This is a genomic window from Collinsella sp. SGI.033, assembly GCF_050315135.1.
In the GTDB taxonomy this organism is placed as follows: domain Bacteria; phylum Actinomycetota; class Coriobacteriia; order Coriobacteriales; family Coriobacteriaceae; genus Collinsella.
The window spans coordinates 118972-135120 of the sequence record NZ_JBNPOK010000001.1; the positions used below are offsets into that span (position 1 = coordinate 118972).

At 60.3% G+C, this 16149-nt stretch carries 18 protein-coding genes; 1 reads left to right on the forward strand and 17 read right to left on the reverse strand.

The features are described 5' to 3' along the window. Window positions 1-242 precede the first annotated feature (242 nt). From ACQRC0_RS00585 to rpsP, 8 genes are read right to left on the reverse strand one after another with little or no spacing between them, the layout of a single operon-like run. The gene (locus ACQRC0_RS00585) at window positions 243-1118 is read right to left on the reverse strand and encodes a pyruvate, water dikinase regulatory protein (protein WP_154516238.1); all 876 of its coding nucleotides are present in this window, start codon (window positions 1116-1118) and stop codon (window positions 243-245) included. Between the two features lie 34 nt (window positions 1119-1152). After that, window positions 1153-3249: a glycine--tRNA ligase subunit beta gene (glyS, locus tag ACQRC0_RS00590; RefSeq protein ID WP_427726887.1), complete on the reverse strand. Its 2097-nt coding sequence runs from the start codon at window positions 3247-3249 to the stop codon at window positions 1153-1155. Between the two features lie 3 nt (window positions 3250-3252). Then, window positions 3253-4164 carry a glycine--tRNA ligase subunit alpha gene (locus tag ACQRC0_RS00595; protein ID WP_006236091.1) on the reverse strand — a complete coding sequence of 304 codons (912 nt, stop codon included), beginning with the start codon at window positions 4162-4164 and terminating at the stop codon, window positions 3253-3255. A gap of 59 nt (window positions 4165-4223) precedes the next feature. Further along, entirely contained in the window at window positions 4224-4787 is a 564-nt protein-coding gene (gene lepB / locus ACQRC0_RS00600; RefSeq protein ID WP_427726889.1) for a signal peptidase I, read from the reverse strand. A gap of 2 nt (window positions 4788-4789) precedes the next feature. Continuing rightward, window positions 4790-5548, reverse strand: a complete 759-nt coding sequence (gene trmD, locus ACQRC0_RS00605; RefSeq protein WP_154516229.1) for a tRNA (guanosine(37)-N1)-methyltransferase TrmD — start codon at window positions 5546-5548, stop codon at window positions 4790-4792. A 10-nt stretch (window positions 5549-5558) separates the two neighbouring features. Beyond that, a complete protein-coding gene (gene rimM, locus ACQRC0_RS00610; RefSeq protein WP_427717603.1) occupies window positions 5559-6050 on the reverse strand; it encodes a ribosome maturation factor RimM in 492 nt (163 codons plus the stop codon). 34 nt (window positions 6051-6084) lie between these two features. Then, window positions 6085-6330, reverse strand: a complete 246-nt coding sequence (locus tag ACQRC0_RS00615; protein WP_154516529.1) for a KH domain-containing protein — start codon at window positions 6328-6330, stop codon at window positions 6085-6087. A gap of 42 nt (window positions 6331-6372) precedes the next feature. Continuing rightward, window positions 6373-6723 (reverse strand): 30S ribosomal protein S16, encoded by a 351-nt coding sequence (gene rpsP, locus ACQRC0_RS00620; protein ID WP_427717582.1) that lies wholly within the window; start codon window positions 6721-6723, stop codon window positions 6373-6375. A gap of 201 nt (window positions 6724-6924) precedes the next feature. On the opposite strand from rpsP, the gene dinB reads away from it, so the two are divergent. Continuing rightward, window positions 6925-8181: a DNA polymerase IV gene (dinB, locus tag ACQRC0_RS00625; protein WP_427726892.1), complete on the forward strand. Its 1257-nt coding sequence runs from the start codon at window positions 6925-6927 to the stop codon at window positions 8179-8181. 228 nt (window positions 8182-8409) lie between these two features. Here the strand turns inward: dinB and ACQRC0_RS00630 are convergent, their stop codons facing one another. The 9 genes from ACQRC0_RS00630 to ACQRC0_RS00670 all read right to left on the reverse strand — a co-directional run bounded on the left by ACQRC0_RS00630 (window position 8410) and on the right by ACQRC0_RS00670 (window position 16148). After that, window positions 8410-9159, reverse strand: coding sequence for a transposase (locus ACQRC0_RS00630; RefSeq protein WP_427726895.1), 750 nt, complete (start codon window positions 9157-9159; stop codon window positions 8410-8412). Window positions 9160-9390: 231 nt separating this feature from the next. Next, window positions 9391-9846 carry a ribosome silencing factor gene (rsfS, locus tag ACQRC0_RS00635; protein WP_427726898.1) on the reverse strand — a complete coding sequence of 152 codons (456 nt, stop codon included), beginning with the start codon at window positions 9844-9846 and terminating at the stop codon, window positions 9391-9393. 28 nt (window positions 9847-9874) lie between these two features. Continuing rightward, window positions 9875-10408, reverse strand: coding sequence for a bis(5'-nucleosyl)-tetraphosphatase (symmetrical) YqeK (gene yqeK, locus ACQRC0_RS00640; protein ID WP_427726990.1), 534 nt, complete (start codon window positions 10406-10408; stop codon window positions 9875-9877). Window positions 10409-10495: 87 nt separating this feature from the next. Then, window positions 10496-11173: a nicotinate-nucleotide adenylyltransferase gene (nadD, locus tag ACQRC0_RS00645; protein WP_427726900.1), complete on the reverse strand. Its 678-nt coding sequence runs from the start codon at window positions 11171-11173 to the stop codon at window positions 10496-10498. Between the two features lie 3 nt (window positions 11174-11176). Further along, window positions 11177-12643, reverse strand: a complete 1467-nt coding sequence (gene obgE, locus ACQRC0_RS00650) for a GTPase ObgE (protein WP_427726902.1) — start codon at window positions 12641-12643, stop codon at window positions 11177-11179. Between the two features lie 85 nt (window positions 12644-12728). Further along, window positions 12729-12986, reverse strand: coding sequence for a 50S ribosomal protein L27 (rpmA, locus tag ACQRC0_RS00655; RefSeq protein WP_154516202.1), 258 nt, complete (start codon window positions 12984-12986; stop codon window positions 12729-12731). Window positions 12987-13019: 33 nt separating this feature from the next. Further along, window positions 13020-13394, reverse strand: coding sequence for a 50S ribosomal protein L21 (gene rplU, locus ACQRC0_RS00660; RefSeq protein WP_035138585.1), 375 nt, complete (start codon window positions 13392-13394; stop codon window positions 13020-13022). A gap of 67 nt (window positions 13395-13461) precedes the next feature. Next, window positions 13462-14274, reverse strand: a complete 813-nt coding sequence (locus tag ACQRC0_RS00665; protein ID WP_427726904.1) for a TIGR03936 family radical SAM-associated protein — start codon at window positions 14272-14274, stop codon at window positions 13462-13464. Beyond that, window positions 14271-16148, reverse strand: a complete 1878-nt coding sequence (locus ACQRC0_RS00670) for a TIGR03960 family B12-binding radical SAM protein (protein WP_427726906.1) — start codon at window positions 16146-16148, stop codon at window positions 14271-14273. The genes ACQRC0_RS00665 and ACQRC0_RS00670 overlap by 4 nt, the downstream gene beginning before the upstream one ends. Window position 16149: the final 1 nt, after the last annotated feature.

Here is a 16149-nt window from a genome sequence, read left to right on the forward strand (position 1 = left end):
TTGCGTAGAGGGTGCGAGGTTTGGTAAACGTGGTAAAACTGACGGTAAACGGTAGATAAAGGTGGTTACCTTATGAAGATACCAGTGTAGGAGACTTGCAGGTCAACTGAAAGAACTTTGCTAAATCGCTTTACCATAAGTGGCTAATTTGGGACGGGGCTTTTTTAGCTACCCCGTCGGCAATCGGCCAAAAAGCTCGCGGCCTCAGCCGGGGTAGCTAAAAAAGCCCCGTCCCAAATTAGCTACTTTTGTTGGGCTCGGCGAGCGGCACGACGGGCTCGAGCTTCTTGGATTTCCTCCAAATGACCGATGATCTCGGATGCACTCTCCTCAATCGCCTTACCGTCGGTACGCACCACAAAGCAGCCTAGGCGCTTCATGAGGGCACGGGCTTCCTCAAGCTCGCTGCGCACACTCTCGGGCTCGGCATAGGAGCCGGCGACGGCGCGAGCGTAGTCATCGCCCAAGCGGCTGTCGCGAATCTCAGAAATTACGTCAACGGTCGAAATCAGGCCGAACAGGCGCATCGGGTCGACCTCGTAAATCGACTTCGGCGGCTCCATGCCGTGCGCCAGCGGAACGTTTGCGACCTTGTAACCCTGATAGGCCAAATACATCGACAGCGGCGTTTTGGACGTACGCGACACGCCCAGCAGCACGATATCGGCCCCCGAAAGGTCGTCGCAACCGCGCCCGTCATCGTGCTCAACAAAATACTCCATAGCCTCAATGCGGTGGAAATAGCGGTCATCCGTTTTGTGAATAACGCCCGCAACGCCCTTGGGCGGAACACCGATGAGCGACGACAGCACGGCAAGGGTCGGACCAATCAGGTCGACAGAGCGAATATGCAGCATACCCAGGTAATCGAGCACGCGGGCGCGAAGCGCCGGATCGACGATAGTGTGGAACACGGCGATATCACGATGGTCCGCATCGACGCGCGGGCCCACAAACGACTTGACCTGCTCCACCGAGTTCACTTTGGGCAAGCGCAAGAGACGAAAAGCCCCTTCATCAAATTGCCCGGACGCCGCAAGCACCACCTCACAAGCGGTATCACCGAGCGAGTCGGAGATAACGATAACGGTGGGACGTGCGGTGACCGGGCAATCCATGCGGGGCTCCTTTTGCGCTTATGCGCAGGCTGGCTTACTTTTTGCGGGCAAGCTCACCGATGTTGGCGATGCCAGAGAAAACGGCCTCGAAGCGGTTGAGCAGCTTAAGGCGATTATCGCGGAGCTGCTCGTCCTTGTCCATGACCATAACCTCGTCGAAGAAGCGGTCGATGGGGGCACGCAGGGCGGCAAGGGCGGCAAATGCGGCCGGGTAATCCTCGGCAGCAAGGGCGCCATCGACAGCGGTCTGAGCAGCCTCGGAGGCATCGGCAAGCGCGAGCTCGGCCTCACCCATCAGGCTGCGATCGTACTCCATACCCAGCTCGGGCTTGGAGATGTGCGCGGCGCGGGCATAGGCAGTAGCCAGGTTGTCGAAGGTCTCGGCATCGTTCTTACGAGCCTCGTCGAGCGCGGCGCAGCGGGCGAAGAAGACGGACGGAGCGATGATGTGCACCGCGGAGACGGCGGCGACGGTATCCGCCGGAATCTTCTCGTCGCGGGCCATGCTCACCAGACGGCCGTGGAAGAAGTCACGGACCTGCTGGGCGACCTCGGCGGCGTCGAACTCGATACCCTGCTCGCTATAGAGCTCAAGGGCAAAGTCGATGAGCGTCGTGGGGTCGATCGGCAGACGATCGCGCAGGATGTTGATAATGCCGATAGCGGCGCGACGCAGCGCGTAGGGGTCGGAAGAGCCGGTCGGGGGCTCACCGATGGCAAAGATACCGGCAATGGTATCGAGCTTGTCGGCACAGGCCACGATGCAGCCAGCGGTGCCCTCGGGCAGCTCATCGCCGGCAAAGCGGGGACGATAGTGATCGCGAATGGCGTGGGCGACCTCGTCGTTCTCCCCCATCGCAGTTGCGTAATAGCCACCCATCACGCCCTGCTGGCTCGTAAACTCGACGACGGCGTTGGAAACCAGGTCGGCCTTGCACAGGTGCGCGGCGCGAGCGGCATCGGCAGCGAGGTGGGCGCCCAGATGGGCCTCGCGGGCAATAGCGAGCGCGAGCTGCTCAATGCGCTCGGACTTGGCGAGCACGCTGCCGAGCTTCTCCTGGAAGGCAACCTTGGCCAGACGCTCACGGAACTCGTCGAGGGAGATCTTCAGGTCCTCCTCGTAGAAGAACTTGGCATCGTCCAGACGGGCGCGCACGACGCGCTCGTTGCCGTCGATCACACGATCGGCATTCTCGGGCTTGCTGTTGGAGACGACCACGAACTCACGCGTGAGCTTGCCCTCGCCGTCATAGATCGGGAAGTAGCGCTGGTTGGTGAGCATGGACTCGCAGATGATCTCGTGCGGGACCTTGAGGAACTCCTCGTCGAAGGTACCGACGAGCACCGTCGGCCACTCGCAGAGGTTAATGACCTCCTCGAAAACCTTCTTGGGCGTGTCGACATGGCAGCCAGGGCGAGCGGCCTCGACCTCGGCAATACCGGCAAGGATGGCCTCACGACGACGCTCGGCAGAGAGCACGCCGGCGTCCTCGAGCACCTGCTCGTAGACGGCGGGACTGGCGACAACATGGTCACCGGCGCCCAGCACGCGATGTCCGCGCGTGGTATTGCCGCTCGTCACATCGGCAAAAGTCACGGGCACAACGTCCTCGCCCAGAAGGCAGCAGATCCAACGGACCGGACGCACAAACGTGGCGTGCTCGTGGCCCCAGCGCTGGCTACGGTAGTTGGGCCACTGCAGGCCTGCGATCGTCTTCTCGCACAGGGCCGTCAGAATAGGGGTAGCCGGCGCGGAGGGAATGTTCTTCTCGGCGAATACGTACTCGCGGCCGTCGGTATCCTCACGACGGATCAGGTCCTCGGCAGCCACACCGCACTTGCGGGCGAAGCCCTGAGCGGCCTTGGTGGCGTTGCCGTCGGCATCGAAGGCAATGTTTGCCGCAGGGCCGCGCTTGACCTCGTGGACCTCATCGGTCGCGGTGGCGACGTTGGTCACGAGCGCAGCCAGACGACGCGGGCTCGAGATCACGCGGACCTCGCCATGGGCCAGGCCGGCCTCGTCGAGGCCCTTGGCGATCATATCGCCAAGCTGCTTGACGGCATTGTTCAGCGGTGCGGAGGGCATTTCCTCCGTACCGATCTCAAACAGGAAATCCTTAGCGTCTGCCATGGCTTACGCCACCTCGCCTTCCTGGTCGGCATTCTCGTTAACTCCGGCGACCTCGGCCATATAGGCCTCGCAGCACGCCTTGGCGACGGCGCGGACGCGCAGGATGTAGTTGGCGCGCTCGACTGCGGACAGGGCGCCGCGGGCATCGAGCAGGTTGAAGGCATGGCTGCACTTCATGACGCAGTCGTATGCGGGCAGCGGCAGCTTGCGCTCCAGACAGGAGTGGCACTCGGCCTCGTAGTCGTCAAACTTCTGACGCATCATCTCGACGTTAGCGACCTCAAAGTTGTAGGCGCTAAACTCGCGCTCGTTCTCCAGGAACACGTCACCGTAGGTCATGGGCGTGCCGTCGGGCAGATAGCTCCACACCAGGTCATAGACGGAGTTGACGCCCTGGGCGTACATGGCGATGCGCTCCAGGCCGTAGGTGATCTCGACGGGCACGGGGTCGACCTCGATGCCGCCCACCTGCTGGAAGTACGTAAACTGCGTGACCTCCATGCCGTTGAGCCAAACCTCCCAGCCAAGGCCCCAGGCGCCGAGCGTCGGGCTCTCCCAGTCGTCCTCGACAAAGCGGACGTCATGGTCGTTGGGGTCCAGGCCAATGGCGGCAAGAGACCCCAGGTAAAGCTCCTGGGCGTTGACCGGCGAGGGCTTGATGAGCACCTGGAACTGATAGTAGTGCTGCATGCGGTTGGGGTTCTCGCCGTAGCGACCGTCGGCGGGACGGCGGCAGGGCTGCGCATAGCAGGTGCGCCACTCGGCAGGACCGAGCGAGCGCAGCGTGGTCGCGGTATGGAAGGTACCGGCACCGACCTCGGAGTCATAGGGCTGCATAATGACGCAGCCCTGCTCGCCCCAGTACTGCTGGAGGCGCAGGATGATGTCTTGGAAGGAAAGCGATGAAGCGTTCATGCCTCTAATATCCCCTCGTCGAAACGATTACACGGTTAGGTACTGTACTATAGCGGTTTTTAGTCGATAGCGCCCAGACGGTTGAGCGGCCAGTAACGCACGAGCGCCACGGCGATCAGGTCCGAACGGTCGACCGGGCCAAAGTAGCGTGAGTCGGCTGAGTTCTCGCGGTTGTCGCCCATCACCCACACGCAGTCGTCTGGGACGGTGTAGGGATAGCTCACCTGAGCACCAGGCGCCTGGACCGACAGTGGCCAGCTCATGCCCGTCGTATAGTCCTCGTCGAGCGCTTGGCCGTCAACGATCACCTTGCCGTCCTGCAGGTTGACCGTCTGGCCGGCCGTAGCGATGACCCGCTTGACGAGCACATCGTGCTCAGAGGTGCCATCGGGGTTGTGGAACACCACAATATCGCCCTGTTTGACAGGCTGGCCGAGCTCAAGCGTCACCTTTTGCGCCAGGATCTGGTCGCCAATCTCAATCGTGGACTCCATGGAACCGGTGGGAACCACAAAGGGCTCGACCACAAAGGTGCGAATCAAGAAGGTGGCCACGAGCGCGATCGCGACGATCACGACCCACTCAAACGCGCCCTTTAGCATGGAATGCTGCGACGGAACCATTCTCACTCCTCGCTCTGCGAATACGAAGCGTCCAAAATCTCCTGCGCGTACGCACGCTCCTGGGGCGTAAGGCGCGCCGTCTCAATTAAGTCGGGACGCCAGCGACAGGTGCGCTCGATGGCGTTCTTGCGGCGCCAAGCGTCAACCTTGGCGTGGTCACCACTTACAAGCACGGGAGGCACGCCCTCGCCGTTAAACTCGGCAGGACGGGTGTACTGCGCGTACTCGAGCAGCCCACCGTCCTCGGCGGTCGAGAATGATTCGTCAACGTTGCTCATCTCGTCACCAAGCGCGCCGGGAATCAGACGCACGACGGCGTCAGCAACGACCATAGCGGGCAGCTCGCCGCCCGTGAGCACATAGTCGCCGATCGACAGGCGCTCGTCGGCATAGGCATACGCGCGCTCATCGACACCCTCGTAGCGGCTGCACACAAACAGCAGGCGCTCGCTTTGGAGCAGGCGCTCGGCTACATGCTGCGTAAAAGGCTCACCGCAGGGCGTAAAGAACACCACGGTGGGCTTGGGACCCTCAGAGCTAATGGCCTCGATTGCCTCGGCAATAGGCTCGACCTTCATGAGCATGCCCTGACCGCCGCCGTACGGCTCGTCATCGACGGTACGATGGCGATCGTGCGTCCAGTCGCGCAGGTTATACGCCTTAAAATCAAAAAGGCCGGCCTTGCGGGCGCGGCCCAAAATCGATGTGGACATAACGGGCTCAAACATCTCGGGAAAGACCGAAAGGGTCTCGATCAGCATGTTGTCCTCCCTACTTGTCCATATCGATCAAGCCGTCCATAACGTGGACGGATATTGCTCCCCGATCGGGAAGATCGAGCACAACTTGCTCGATCACGGGAATCAGCACCTCGCCATACCGATCACCCTCGACAACCCAAACGTCGTTGGCGGGCGTCGACATAATCTCAACGATCGTTCCGAGCGACCCAAAGCGCTCGTCAACCACCTCGCGACCCATAAGGTCGGTATAGGCGGCATCAAGTGAATCGAGCTCAAAGTCATCACGGTTCGCCAGAACGAAACAACCCGTGATGCCCTCGGCGGCCGTCAAGTCGTCAATGCCCTCAAACGAAACCAGATCGCCATCGCCCGTATCGGTAACGGATGTAACCGTGCAAAAGCGGTCACGCTTGAGCGCCGGTGGCGTCAGGGCGACGCGCATACCCGGCTCCAATACAGAAGGAAGCCCCCGCAGCGGCTGCGCGAGGACCTCCCCCTTCCTTCCATGCGGCTTAACCACACGGGCGATGTTTTTGTACTGGGACCTCAAGGTCCTAGCCCAGAACCTCTACCTCGACGGAAGTGTCGAGGCGAGCGGCCAGTGCACGGGCGAGCGTGCGAATGGCCTTGATGGTACGGCCGCGACGGCCAATGACCTTAGCTACGTCATCCTCGGCAACCGAAACCTCAATAGTTGAGGCATCGTCACCATCGATAACTTCCAGGCTCACGGAATCCGGGTCGTCGACGATCTGAACAACGAGATATTCGACGAGATCGGCGATGCGATCTGAGAGCATTGCCTCACCCTCGAGCTGTGCAGCGTCAACCTCAGGCACGATTTACTCCTCGGCGCCCTCAGCGGCCTCAGCGGCCTCAGCGGCAGCCTTAGCGGCCTCGGCCTCTTTGGCGAGCTGCTTCTTGGACTTCTTGACGACGGTCTCGGTCTTCTCGCCCTCGTTGGCGGCCTTGACCAGGGCGGCGACAGCGTCGGTGAGCTGAGCGCCCTTGGACTGCCAGTCAGCAATCTTCTCGAGATCGAGGTTGATGGTCTTGGGGGCGGTCATCGGGTTGTAGCGGCCAACCTCCTCGATGATACGACCGTCACGCGGGGCGCGGGAATCGGCGACGACGACACGGTAGTACGGACGCTTCTTAGCGCCGTGACGAGCAAGGCGAATCTTGACTGCCAAAGGAAACTCCTCCAACCAAGCAGCTTTAGGCTGCAACTACAAACAAACAGTTGAACATAATACGCCATCGACGCGGGCAGGTGAAGTCCGTGAGACCAACTTCTTCGGTGTAGTCGAAGGCAAATCCATATCTTAGACAAGAATTCGCGATTTGCAAGCACATCCACGCACCCCACATGAGCTGCGCGGTATACTCATGCCATGAAAAGATGCGAACATACATACGGTTATGAGGATACTGCGGGCGTCACGCCGCCGCCCTGGACGGGTCCGGCGGTGGGTCTGATGGATCTCGATGCGTTTTTTGCGAGCGTGGAGATGCTCGATCATCCCGAGTGGCGCGGCAAGCCGCTTATCGTGGGCGGAGACGCCGAATCGCGCGGCGTCGTCTCCACCTGCTCATACGAGGCACGTCGCTTTGGCGTGCACTCCGCCATGCCCTCGGCCGAGGCGCGCCGCCTCTGTCCGCAGGCCATTTGGACACACGGGCATTTCGATCGCTACCACGAGGTTAGCGCACAGGTCATGAATATTCTTGCCGACGAGACACCACGCGTAGAGCGCGTGTCCATCGACGAGGCCTTTATCGACATCACGCCGGGCCGCTTTGCGCCCGAAGACCCACTGCTCGTCGTACGACGCATCAGCGATCGCGTGGCGGCACTGGGGGTAACCTGCTCCATCGGCGTCGGTTGCAACAAAACGGTAGCCAAGATTGCAAGCGAGCGAGACAAGCCGTTTGGGCTTACGGTCGTACGCCCGGGAACTGAGCAGCGTTTTCTGGCGCCGTTACCTGTTTCTGCCATGAGCGGTATCGGGCGCTCGGCCGAGGAGCGGCTGCGCCGCATGCGGATTTACACGCTGGGTGAGCTGTCGCGCGCACCGGAATCCACACTGTCTTCGATTTTTGGCGTTAACGGCGAGCGCATGCGCCAGCGTGCGTTGGGGCTCGAGGTTTCCGAAGTCACGAGCCTCGATGAAGAGCGTGAGGTCAAGTCGGTAAGCAATGAGCGCACCTTTGCGAAAGATTTGACCGAGCGCGGGGACATCGAAGCGGCGATTGCACTATTGGGCGAATCCGTCGGACGTCGCCTGCGCCGCCAGGGACTTACCGGCGCCACGGTGACGCTCAAACTTAAGTACTCGTACGGCAGCGGTCGCTCGGCACAGCGACGACTCCCCCATCCCACCGACGACGAGAACATCTTTGTGGCGGTAGCGATCGAGTTGCTCGACAACATCTGGCAGGAAGGAATGCATGTACGCCTTGCCGGCATAGGCATGAGTGACTTCAATCATCAAGGCGGCATACAGACCGACCTGTTTTGCGAAGTCGACGACCGCGGAGCCCAATCCAGCGACCGCCGTGACCTATCCGTCGCCATCGACGCAGTCCGAGACAAATTCGGCGACACCGCCCTATCCTTCGGCCGCCAATCACGCTTCTCCTCCCACTAAGTAGTCAATTTGGGACGGGGCTTTTTTAGCTACTTTAGATTGTCAGGGTAGTACGGGGTAGCTAATTTGGGACGGGGCTATTTTAGCTACCCTTCAGCTGGCAGCGAATCACCCGGGGCCGGAATGAAACTCAACCGATTTGTAGGGTTAGCTAAAATAGCCCCGTCCCAAATTAGCTGCCCAACCCATACCTGACGCGGTCACAACACAGACCTCGTCCAAAATGAGCTATTTTTTGACTTTGACCTTTTGTATGGTGCAGCGTCCAATGCCCGTAAGGCGGACGATCTGTTTAATCGAAAAGCCCTCGCTCTTCAAAGTACGAATGCAGGCATCGCGCGCCCCCTTTGGCAAAGCCTTAAGGTAATGAGGCTCGTACGGCTTAAGAAGAGCCTGCGCAAACTCCAGCGCATCTGTGTCGCTCACATGAGCGCCGTCACGGAAGCAATAGCGATTGGGCTCACCCGAGGTGCTGAAGGCAAAAAATCTCTGAGAGTCACCAAGCAACCCGAGAACACAATCCGTTTTGCAGATACCCGGATATCCCATATACTCGCGAAAGCTGCTCCATCGATACAGCGAAGCGGTCCCAATCCTCGCCTTCGCGGGGTTGTCGTGAATGTATCTCACGCAGTTGAGCAGCTGATCATCATCGAGGATCGGCACACTCTTAAATCGATCCTGGAAAACAGGCCCCTTCCTGCCTGTCTTTGAGTTGAAATACATGGCATACGCCGTCGTAATCGAATGCATGCAATCGCTCAGATGAACATGCTCGTCGTCAAGCAGAAGATGAATATGGTTATCCATAAGGCACCACGCGATGACATCCACTTTAAACTTCTGGCATTTCGAAGCAATCAGCCGAATCAGATAGAGCCGATCTTCGTCATCCTCAAATATGAGTTGGTCGGCACATCCCTTTTGGACGACATGGTAAAAACCATATACAGAGATTTCTCGCGCAGTCCGAGTCATACGCATCCCCTCCTCTACAGATAACAATTACGTTACCCGAGCCAGAGTAGAAAAAAAACGTACTGGGAGCTATAAATCGCGATGTTCGGCGAACGGTAGGTAGTAGCTAAAAAAGCCCCGTCCCAAATTAGCTACTTTTGGGCAAAAAGAAAGCCGGGCGGCCGCGGAAAAACGCGACTGCCCGGCGAAACACTTGAGGGTAGCTAAAAAAGCCCCGTCCCAAATGAGCTACTAGAGGAGGTCCAGGGAGAGTTGGGGAGCATCGCCCCAGAGCTTTTCGAGGCGGTAGAACTCACGCGCCTCGGGAGTGAAGACGTGGACGACAACCGAACCGTAGTCCATGAGCATCCAGGTCTTCTGCTCGCGGCCCTCAATGGAAAACGGGTGCTCGCCGCAAGCCTCGGCGACCTTCTCCTCAATCTCGTCGACGATGGAATCAACCTGGCGGTTGTTGGTGCCGGTAGCAAGGACAAAGTAGTCACACACATCGGAAAGCTCAGTCAGGTCGAGCACCTGAACGTCCTCGCCTTTCTTGTCGTAGGCGGCCTGCGCGGCAGCGCGGGCGACATCCTCGGCGGCGACACCGCTGGCGGAGAGCGTCGCGGCAGTGCGGTCGGACGTGGCCACGAAACTCTTGTGCTCCGCACCTTCAAGAATCTGCTCGTCGGTCATGGTCTCATCGGCCATGGAATACCTCTTTCTAGACGCACCCGAGCTAGCGCAGCTGGGCGTAATGGTTGTAAATCGTAATAGCCGTGGGATAAAGATAGCGCCCGGACTGGATCACATAGACCAGACCCTGCGCAAAACAGGAGAAGAACAACTCGTCGAGCGAGGACTTCCCCACCATCTTGCGCAGCGCATGGGCATAATCGCCGTGGCGGTTGGGTTCGACGGCATCGGCCACAAAGACCACCATATCGAGTGGCGTCATGTCGCAAGCGCCCACGGTGTGACGGTCGACAGCCTGAAAGACCGCCGGCGACAGCTCGGGAAAAAGCTGCGGAAGCTCATAGGCGGCAACCGGGCCATGCAAAAGCGGCGTCGCGGCAGACGGAGAGCCTGCAATCTTAATGCCATAATGCAGAGCGCGCGTGACCAGCTCGTCGTCGGAGAGCACTTTGTCCCAGTCATGGATCAGGCCGGCGGCAGCGGCATCAAAGCGGTCGACACCGTATACCTCGGCTAGGTGCAGTGCAGTCTCGGCAACCCCGAGCGAATGCACGTAGCGCTTACGCTTATCCTTCATGCGCACATCGAGCAACTCGTGGATACGCGTCAAGAGCGCGCGCTCGTCGCCCTCAAACTGATCTTCTACCGACAACGTTTCCCCCCGTCAATCAAAATCGTCTTGCCCAAGATCGGCATACAGGCCGCGTTTACGGATATAGCCGAGCACGGACTCGCTCGTAAGATAGCGCACGCTCATGCCGCGGGCAACCCGCTTGCGGATGTTTGTCGAGCTAATCGCCAGCGCCGGAATCTGAATATAGCGCACATCGAATGGCAGCCCCGATTCCTTAATCCTCGCCCGGGCCGTATCGATGTCAAAGCCGGGGCGTGTCGCAGCGATAAAGGTTGCCAGTTCGGCAATCTCATGAGCATTGTGCCAGGTCACAATATCGATAATCGCATCGGCACCCGTAATAAAGTAAAGCTTCACCTGTGGCGGGTAAAACTCGCGAAGGGCACGCAGCGTATCGGCTGTATAGGTGACACCGGCACGATCGATCTCGAAGCGGCTTGCCAAAAAGGCCGGGTTCGCGGCAGTCGCGAGGACCGTCATGGCATAACGGTCCTCAGCAGGCGTCACCGGTTTGTCGAGCTTAAAGGCAGGAGAGCCGGCCGGCATAAAAAGCACGGCGTCCAAGTCGAGCGACTCGCGAGCCTGCTCGGCGGTAACCAAGTGCCCGTAATGAATCGGGTCAAAGGTGCCGCCCATAATGCCAAGCCGAAACTCGTGCCCATCCTTGATGGGCAGCTCTGGCAATCCGATTCCACCGTGCAGCGACATGGCTTACTCGCCCTCCGGGGTCTCAATAACGTCGACTTCGGTAGCGCCTTCGGAGCCCTCGGCGACATGAGCCACGTCCGCACCCTCGGCCGCTACGTCAATAACCTCAACGCCTGCATCCTCGAGGTCGTCCTCGTATTCCGAGAAGTCCTCGGCGCCCTCAAAGTCAAAGGCGCGCTGGCAAATGCGAACCTCGTCGCCCGCACGGCAGCCGGCCTTCTCGAGCGCGTCGTCAACGCCCATGCGCGCAAACTTATGCTGCAGGTAGATGACAGCTTCCTCGTTTTCCCAGTCGGTCTGGATAACCATGCGCTCGATCGCGCGACCAACCACGCGGAAAGCACCGGGCTCTTCCTCAACAATGCGGAAGCGCTTCTCGCGCTGCAGGCGGCGACGCTCCCACTCCTCATCGCGCAAATCGACCGGCTCATCGGAAACCGCAAGCTCCGCGCGAAGCTTAGCCACCTGCTCGCCCACGGCAAGCATCAGCGTGTTGAGGCCGGCACCCGTAACGGCGGAAACGGCAAAAAACATGTGGCCGTCGTCGAGCGCCGCACGCTTAAGGTCGGCAATCTTGTCGGCCGTGCCCGGCGCATCGCACTTGTTGGCGACGACGATCTGCGGGCGCTCCGAGAGCTCGGCACCATACTGCTCGAGCTCACGGTTAATGATGCGATAGTCCTCAACCGGATCGCGATCCTCAAAACCGCCCGTCATATCGACAACGTGCATAATCAAAGCAGTGCGCTCAATATGGCGCAGGAACTGGTGACCCAAGCCCTTGCCTTCGCTCGCACCCTCGATGAGGCCGGGAACGTCGGCAACGACATAGGAGTACTCGCCGGCACGCACCATGCCCAGATTGGGCACGAGCGTGGTAAACGGGTAGTCGGCGATCTTGGGACGGGCGGCGCTCATACGCGCGATGAGCGAGGACTTGCCCACCGAGGGAAAGCCCACGAGCGCGGCATCGGCCATAAGTTTCATCTCGAGCTCGATCCAGTGCTCCTCGGCAGGCTCACCCAGCTGGGCAAACGCGGGCGCGCGGCGCACCGACGTCACAAAGTGGGTATTGCCCAGACCGCCGGCACCACCGGGTGCCACGACAACGCGCTCGCCATCGTGCACCAGGTCGGCAATCTCGAACATCGGGGTCTGCGTCTCGGGATCGAGCTCGCGGACTACGGTGCCCATGGGAACTTTCAAAATCAGGTCCTCGCCGCTCTTGCCATTGCGACGGGCGCCCTGGCCGTGCGTGCCGCGCTCGGCACGGAAGTGATGCTTAAAGCGGTAATCGATCAGCGAAGACAGCTGAGCATCGGCCTGGATGACGACATTGCCGCCACGGCCGCCGTCGCCGCCATCGGGGCCGCCCTTGGGAACAAATGCCTCGCGCCTAAACGACATGCATCCGGCTCCGCCGTCGCCGCCGCAAACGTTAATGCGGCTGATATCGGTGAACTGTGACAACAGAATCGCCTCCTACAAAAAAGAGGGAGACCCTTGAATCCTAAAACTCAAGTGCCTCCCACATATGTGCTCTATGAAGGGTGAATTACGCGTTCGCGAGCGGGCGTACGCTGACCCTGTGCTTGATACCCTTGTGGAACTCAACGGTACCGTCGACCAGCGCGAACAGCGTGTCGTCCTTGCCACGGCCAACGTTCGCACCCGGGTGGATGTGCGTGCCATGCTGACGGACGAGAATCGTGCCCGTGGTTACCGTCTGGCCGGCGAAGCGCTTCGTGCCAAGGCGCTGACCGCGGGAGTCACGGCCATTACGGGAGGAACCGAGTCCTTTTTTGTGTGCCATTGTGTATACCTACTCTTTCGTTACGAGTGTAATCTACTCGGCGACGGGAGCCTCGGCAACAGCCTCAGCCTCTGCCTTGACAGCCTTCTTGGCGCGGGAGGTAGCCTGAACCTTCACGATCTTCAGCTTGGTGAGCTGCTGACGGTGACCCTTCAGACGACGATAGCGCTTACGCTTGTGGAACTTGAAGACCAGCTGCTTCTCGCCCTTGAACTGCTCAACGATCTGAGCGGTAACCTTGGCCTTGGCCAGCTTGTCGGGATCGGTGACGATCTTCTTACCATCGTTGAGGAAGATGACCGGCAGGGTGACCTTGTCGCCCTCATTGCCCTCGATCTTCTCGACGGTGATGACATCGTCGGTGGCGACCTTGTACTGCTTGCCGCCCGTGTTAACGATTGCGTACATGTTTACTTGCCCTTCATGCATCAGTTAGTGCAACAGCCGAATATAGTAGCAGGCGATAATACCCCCGTCAACGAGTATGTGGAGCAAATCCACAAGTTCGCACAGGTATGGGGCTGACGAGTCGGCCCTCGTCGTCTTCGCATGCTTGATTCTGACGCTCGACATCGTAGGAGCAGATGGTCACGAGGTCTTGCATACCGGTGGAAACAATAGGTGCATCGACGCCCGGGGTCAAGCCCTGCAACAAAACATCAGCAGCAGAAAGCAAAATCTCCGGACGCATGGAGCCCTCGTTGTCGGCATGGGTGTCGAGTATGAGCACCAGATGGTCCGGGCGCTCCCCCGCCTTAAGCTCGTAGCCCACGAGCGTATGGTCCAAGTCCAGGCGCTTGCTCTTTTTGCCGCGCGCATAATCGATGCCGTGGGCCGCGCGCAACGTGTCGATTGCGCGACGCACCTCGTCGACAGCGACCGGCGCCTCAGGGTCCAGGTGCAGGTCGATGCGGTACGACAGGCGCGTGAGCTGGGCCGTGAGCGCCGGCGTGCGCACGTCAATGTAGGCGGCCTCGATGGGCGCCAAATCGGCCGGAGATGCCGCGGCCAGGCGCCCAAAGGCCTCGTCGAGCGCGACGAACTCGGTCATAAACAGGTCATACCACTCGCAGGTCGACGACGTGCCCACGGGCAACGCCGACGAAAAGCCCACACGCATATGTGGCGAGAAACCCTGCGTGACAGCATAAGGCAGCCCCGCGCGACGCACGATACGCTCAATGGTATGGATTAGTTCCAGGTGGCCCAGGTACTTGAGACGATCGCGCTTGCCGTAGCGAACGCGAAGCCTAAAGAGCGTGGGGTTGTCGGTCAAGCGTTCACTCATGCGCGATCACCCACCAATACGTTCTTGGCGTGGAGCGTGGGGCAGATTCCGCAGCCGGTGCACGACGTGCGGGTGCAGTCGGGCGTCGTGACACCCTCCAGCGAGCGACGGTACTCGCGCTCGAGGAAGCCACGCGAGCAGCCGGGGCTCACGTGCTCCCAGGGCAGGTGCCAGTCCAGCTCGTAGGGCAGGTGCACGAGCTCGTTGAGGTCGATGCCGTTTTTGGCCGCGGCCTCCTTCCAGTTATCGAGCGAGAAATGCTCCACCCAGGCGTCAAAACGCGAACCGGCACGCCAGGCATCGATGATGACAGGCGTCATGTCGCGGCCTGCACGAGACAGCGCCGCCTCGATAAGCGAGGTCTCGGCATCGTGGTAGTGCACGCGGACCGCACGGTTGCGAACACTCGTAATGAGGAGCTTCTGACGGCGTTTAACGTCGTCGTAATCGAGCTGCGGGCACCATTGGAAAGGCGTGGCGGCCTTGGGAATAAACACCGACACCGAGATGGACACCGAGATGGAGCCGCGGCGCGCCTTGGGTACCACGGAGCGGCCGAGCTCCAGCACGTGATCGGCCAGGTTGGCGATGGCCACGATATCCTCGTCGCGCTCGCCGGGAAGACCCATCATAAAGTAGAGCTTCATGCGGTTCCAGCCGGCCTCGAAGGCCGCCTTGGCCGCGCGGTCCACGTCCTCCTCGGTCACATTCTTGTTGATGATGTCGCGCATACGCTGGCTACCGGCCTCGGGGGCAAACGTCAGGCCACCCTTCTTTTCTCCGGCGACCGACTCGGCCATATCCACGCCAAACGAATCCAGGCGCTGCGAGGGAATGGACACGCGAATGCCCCTATCCTCCAAGCGGCGGTTGAGCCTGCCAAGCACGTCGCGGATGCAGGAGTGATCGGTGGTCGAAAGCGAGGTAAGCGACACCTCGTCATAGCCGGTCTTTTCCAGGCCCTGGATCACCGAGGACACGATCTGGTCGGCCGAGCGCTCGCGCACCGGGCGATACGTCATGCCGGCCTGGCAAAAACGGCAGCCGCGAGCGCAGCCGCGCAGGATCTCGATAGACAGGCGATCGTGAACGAGCTGTGCGTAGGGCACGCACGACTGCGACAACGGATTGGTAGCGCCAAAGTCCTCAACGACGCGCTTGTAGACCACCGGCGGCACGTCCTTACCCTCGCGCGGCACGGTGTAGCCGTGCGGTGAGCAGGGTTCGTCATAGCGCACCTCGTACAGCGACGGCACGTAGGTACCGGAGACGGTCGCGAGCCGCTCGACAATCTGGGCGCGCGGGACGCCCTCGTCACGCAGGCGGCGATGCAGGTGGCAGATCTCGAGCAGCGACTCCTCACCCTCGCCAATCAGGATGGCATCGAAGAAGGCCGCATACGGCTCGGGGTTATAAACCGAAGGTCCGCCGGCGACGATGATGGGATCGTCCTCGGTGCGGTCAGCAGCCAGCAGCGGAATGCCGGCGAGGTCGAGCGCCTCGAGAAAGTTTGTCACGGCCATCTCGTGCGGCACGTGCATACCGACGATATCAAACGAGGCCACGGGCGCTGCGCCCTCGAGCGACAGTAGCGGGATACCGGCCTCGCGCATGGCATCGCCCATATCGGGCCACGGCACATAACCGCGCTCACAGGAGATGCCCTCGGCCTGGTTAAGGATGTTGTACAGGATGGCGATACCCTGGTTGGGCAGGCCGACCTCGTACACGTCCGGGTAAATCATGCAGCAACGATAGTCGGCATCGGCCTTGGAGAGCGTACCCCACTCGTGGTCGATATAGCGACTCGGCTTTTCGACCTTCGCGAGCAGCGGCTCGATCAAATGAAAACAGTCTTGGTATGGAACGCGCAAA

Excerpts from the sequence above, each read along its gene's own strand:
- ACQRC0_RS00585 (WP_154516238.1), bottom strand. The coding sequence starts at position 1,118 with ATGGATTGCCCGGTCACCGCACGTCCCACCGTTATCGTTATCTCCGAC.
- glyS (WP_427726887.1), bottom strand. The coding sequence starts at position 3,249 with ATGGCAGACGCTAAGGATTTCCTGTTTGAGATCGGTACGGAGGAAATG.
- ACQRC0_RS00595 (WP_006236091.1), bottom strand. The coding sequence starts at position 4,164 with ATGAACGCTTCATCGCTTTCCTTCCAAGACATCATCCTGCGCCTCCAG.
- lepB (WP_427726889.1), bottom strand. The coding sequence starts at position 4,787 with ATGGTTCCGTCGCAGCATTCCATGCTAAAGGGCGCGTTTGAGTGGGTC.
- trmD (WP_154516229.1), bottom strand. The coding sequence starts at position 5,548 with ATGCTGATCGAGACCCTTTCGGTCTTTCCCGAGATGTTTGAGCCCGTT.
- ACQRC0_RS00615 (WP_154516529.1), bottom strand. The coding sequence starts at position 6,330 with ATGCTCTCAGATCGCATCGCCGATCTCGTCGAATATCTCGTTGTTCAG.
- dinB (WP_427726892.1), top strand. The coding sequence starts at position 6,925 with ATGAAAAGATGCGAACATACATACGGTTATGAGGATACTGCGGGCGTC.
- ACQRC0_RS00630 (WP_427726895.1), bottom strand. The coding sequence starts at position 9,159 with ATGACTCGGACTGCGCGAGAAATCTCTGTATATGGTTTTTACCATGTC.
- rsfS (WP_427726898.1), bottom strand. The coding sequence starts at position 9,846 with ATGGCCGATGAGACCATGACCGACGAGCAGATTCTTGAAGGTGCGGAG.
- yqeK (WP_427726990.1), bottom strand. The coding sequence starts at position 10,408 with ATGAAGGATAAGCGTAAGCGCTACGTGCATTCGCTCGGGGTTGCCGAG.
- nadD (WP_427726900.1), bottom strand. The coding sequence starts at position 11,173 with ATGTCGCTGCACGGTGGAATCGGATTGCCAGAGCTGCCCATCAAGGAT.
- rpmA (WP_154516202.1), bottom strand. The coding sequence starts at position 12,986 with ATGGCACACAAAAAAGGACTCGGTTCCTCCCGTAATGGCCGTGACTCC.
- rplU (WP_035138585.1), bottom strand. The coding sequence starts at position 13,394 with ATGTACGCAATCGTTAACACGGGCGGCAAGCAGTACAAGGTCGCCACC.
- ACQRC0_RS00665 (WP_427726904.1), bottom strand. The coding sequence starts at position 14,274 with ATGAGTGAACGCTTGACCGACAACCCCACGCTCTTTAGGCTTCGCGTT.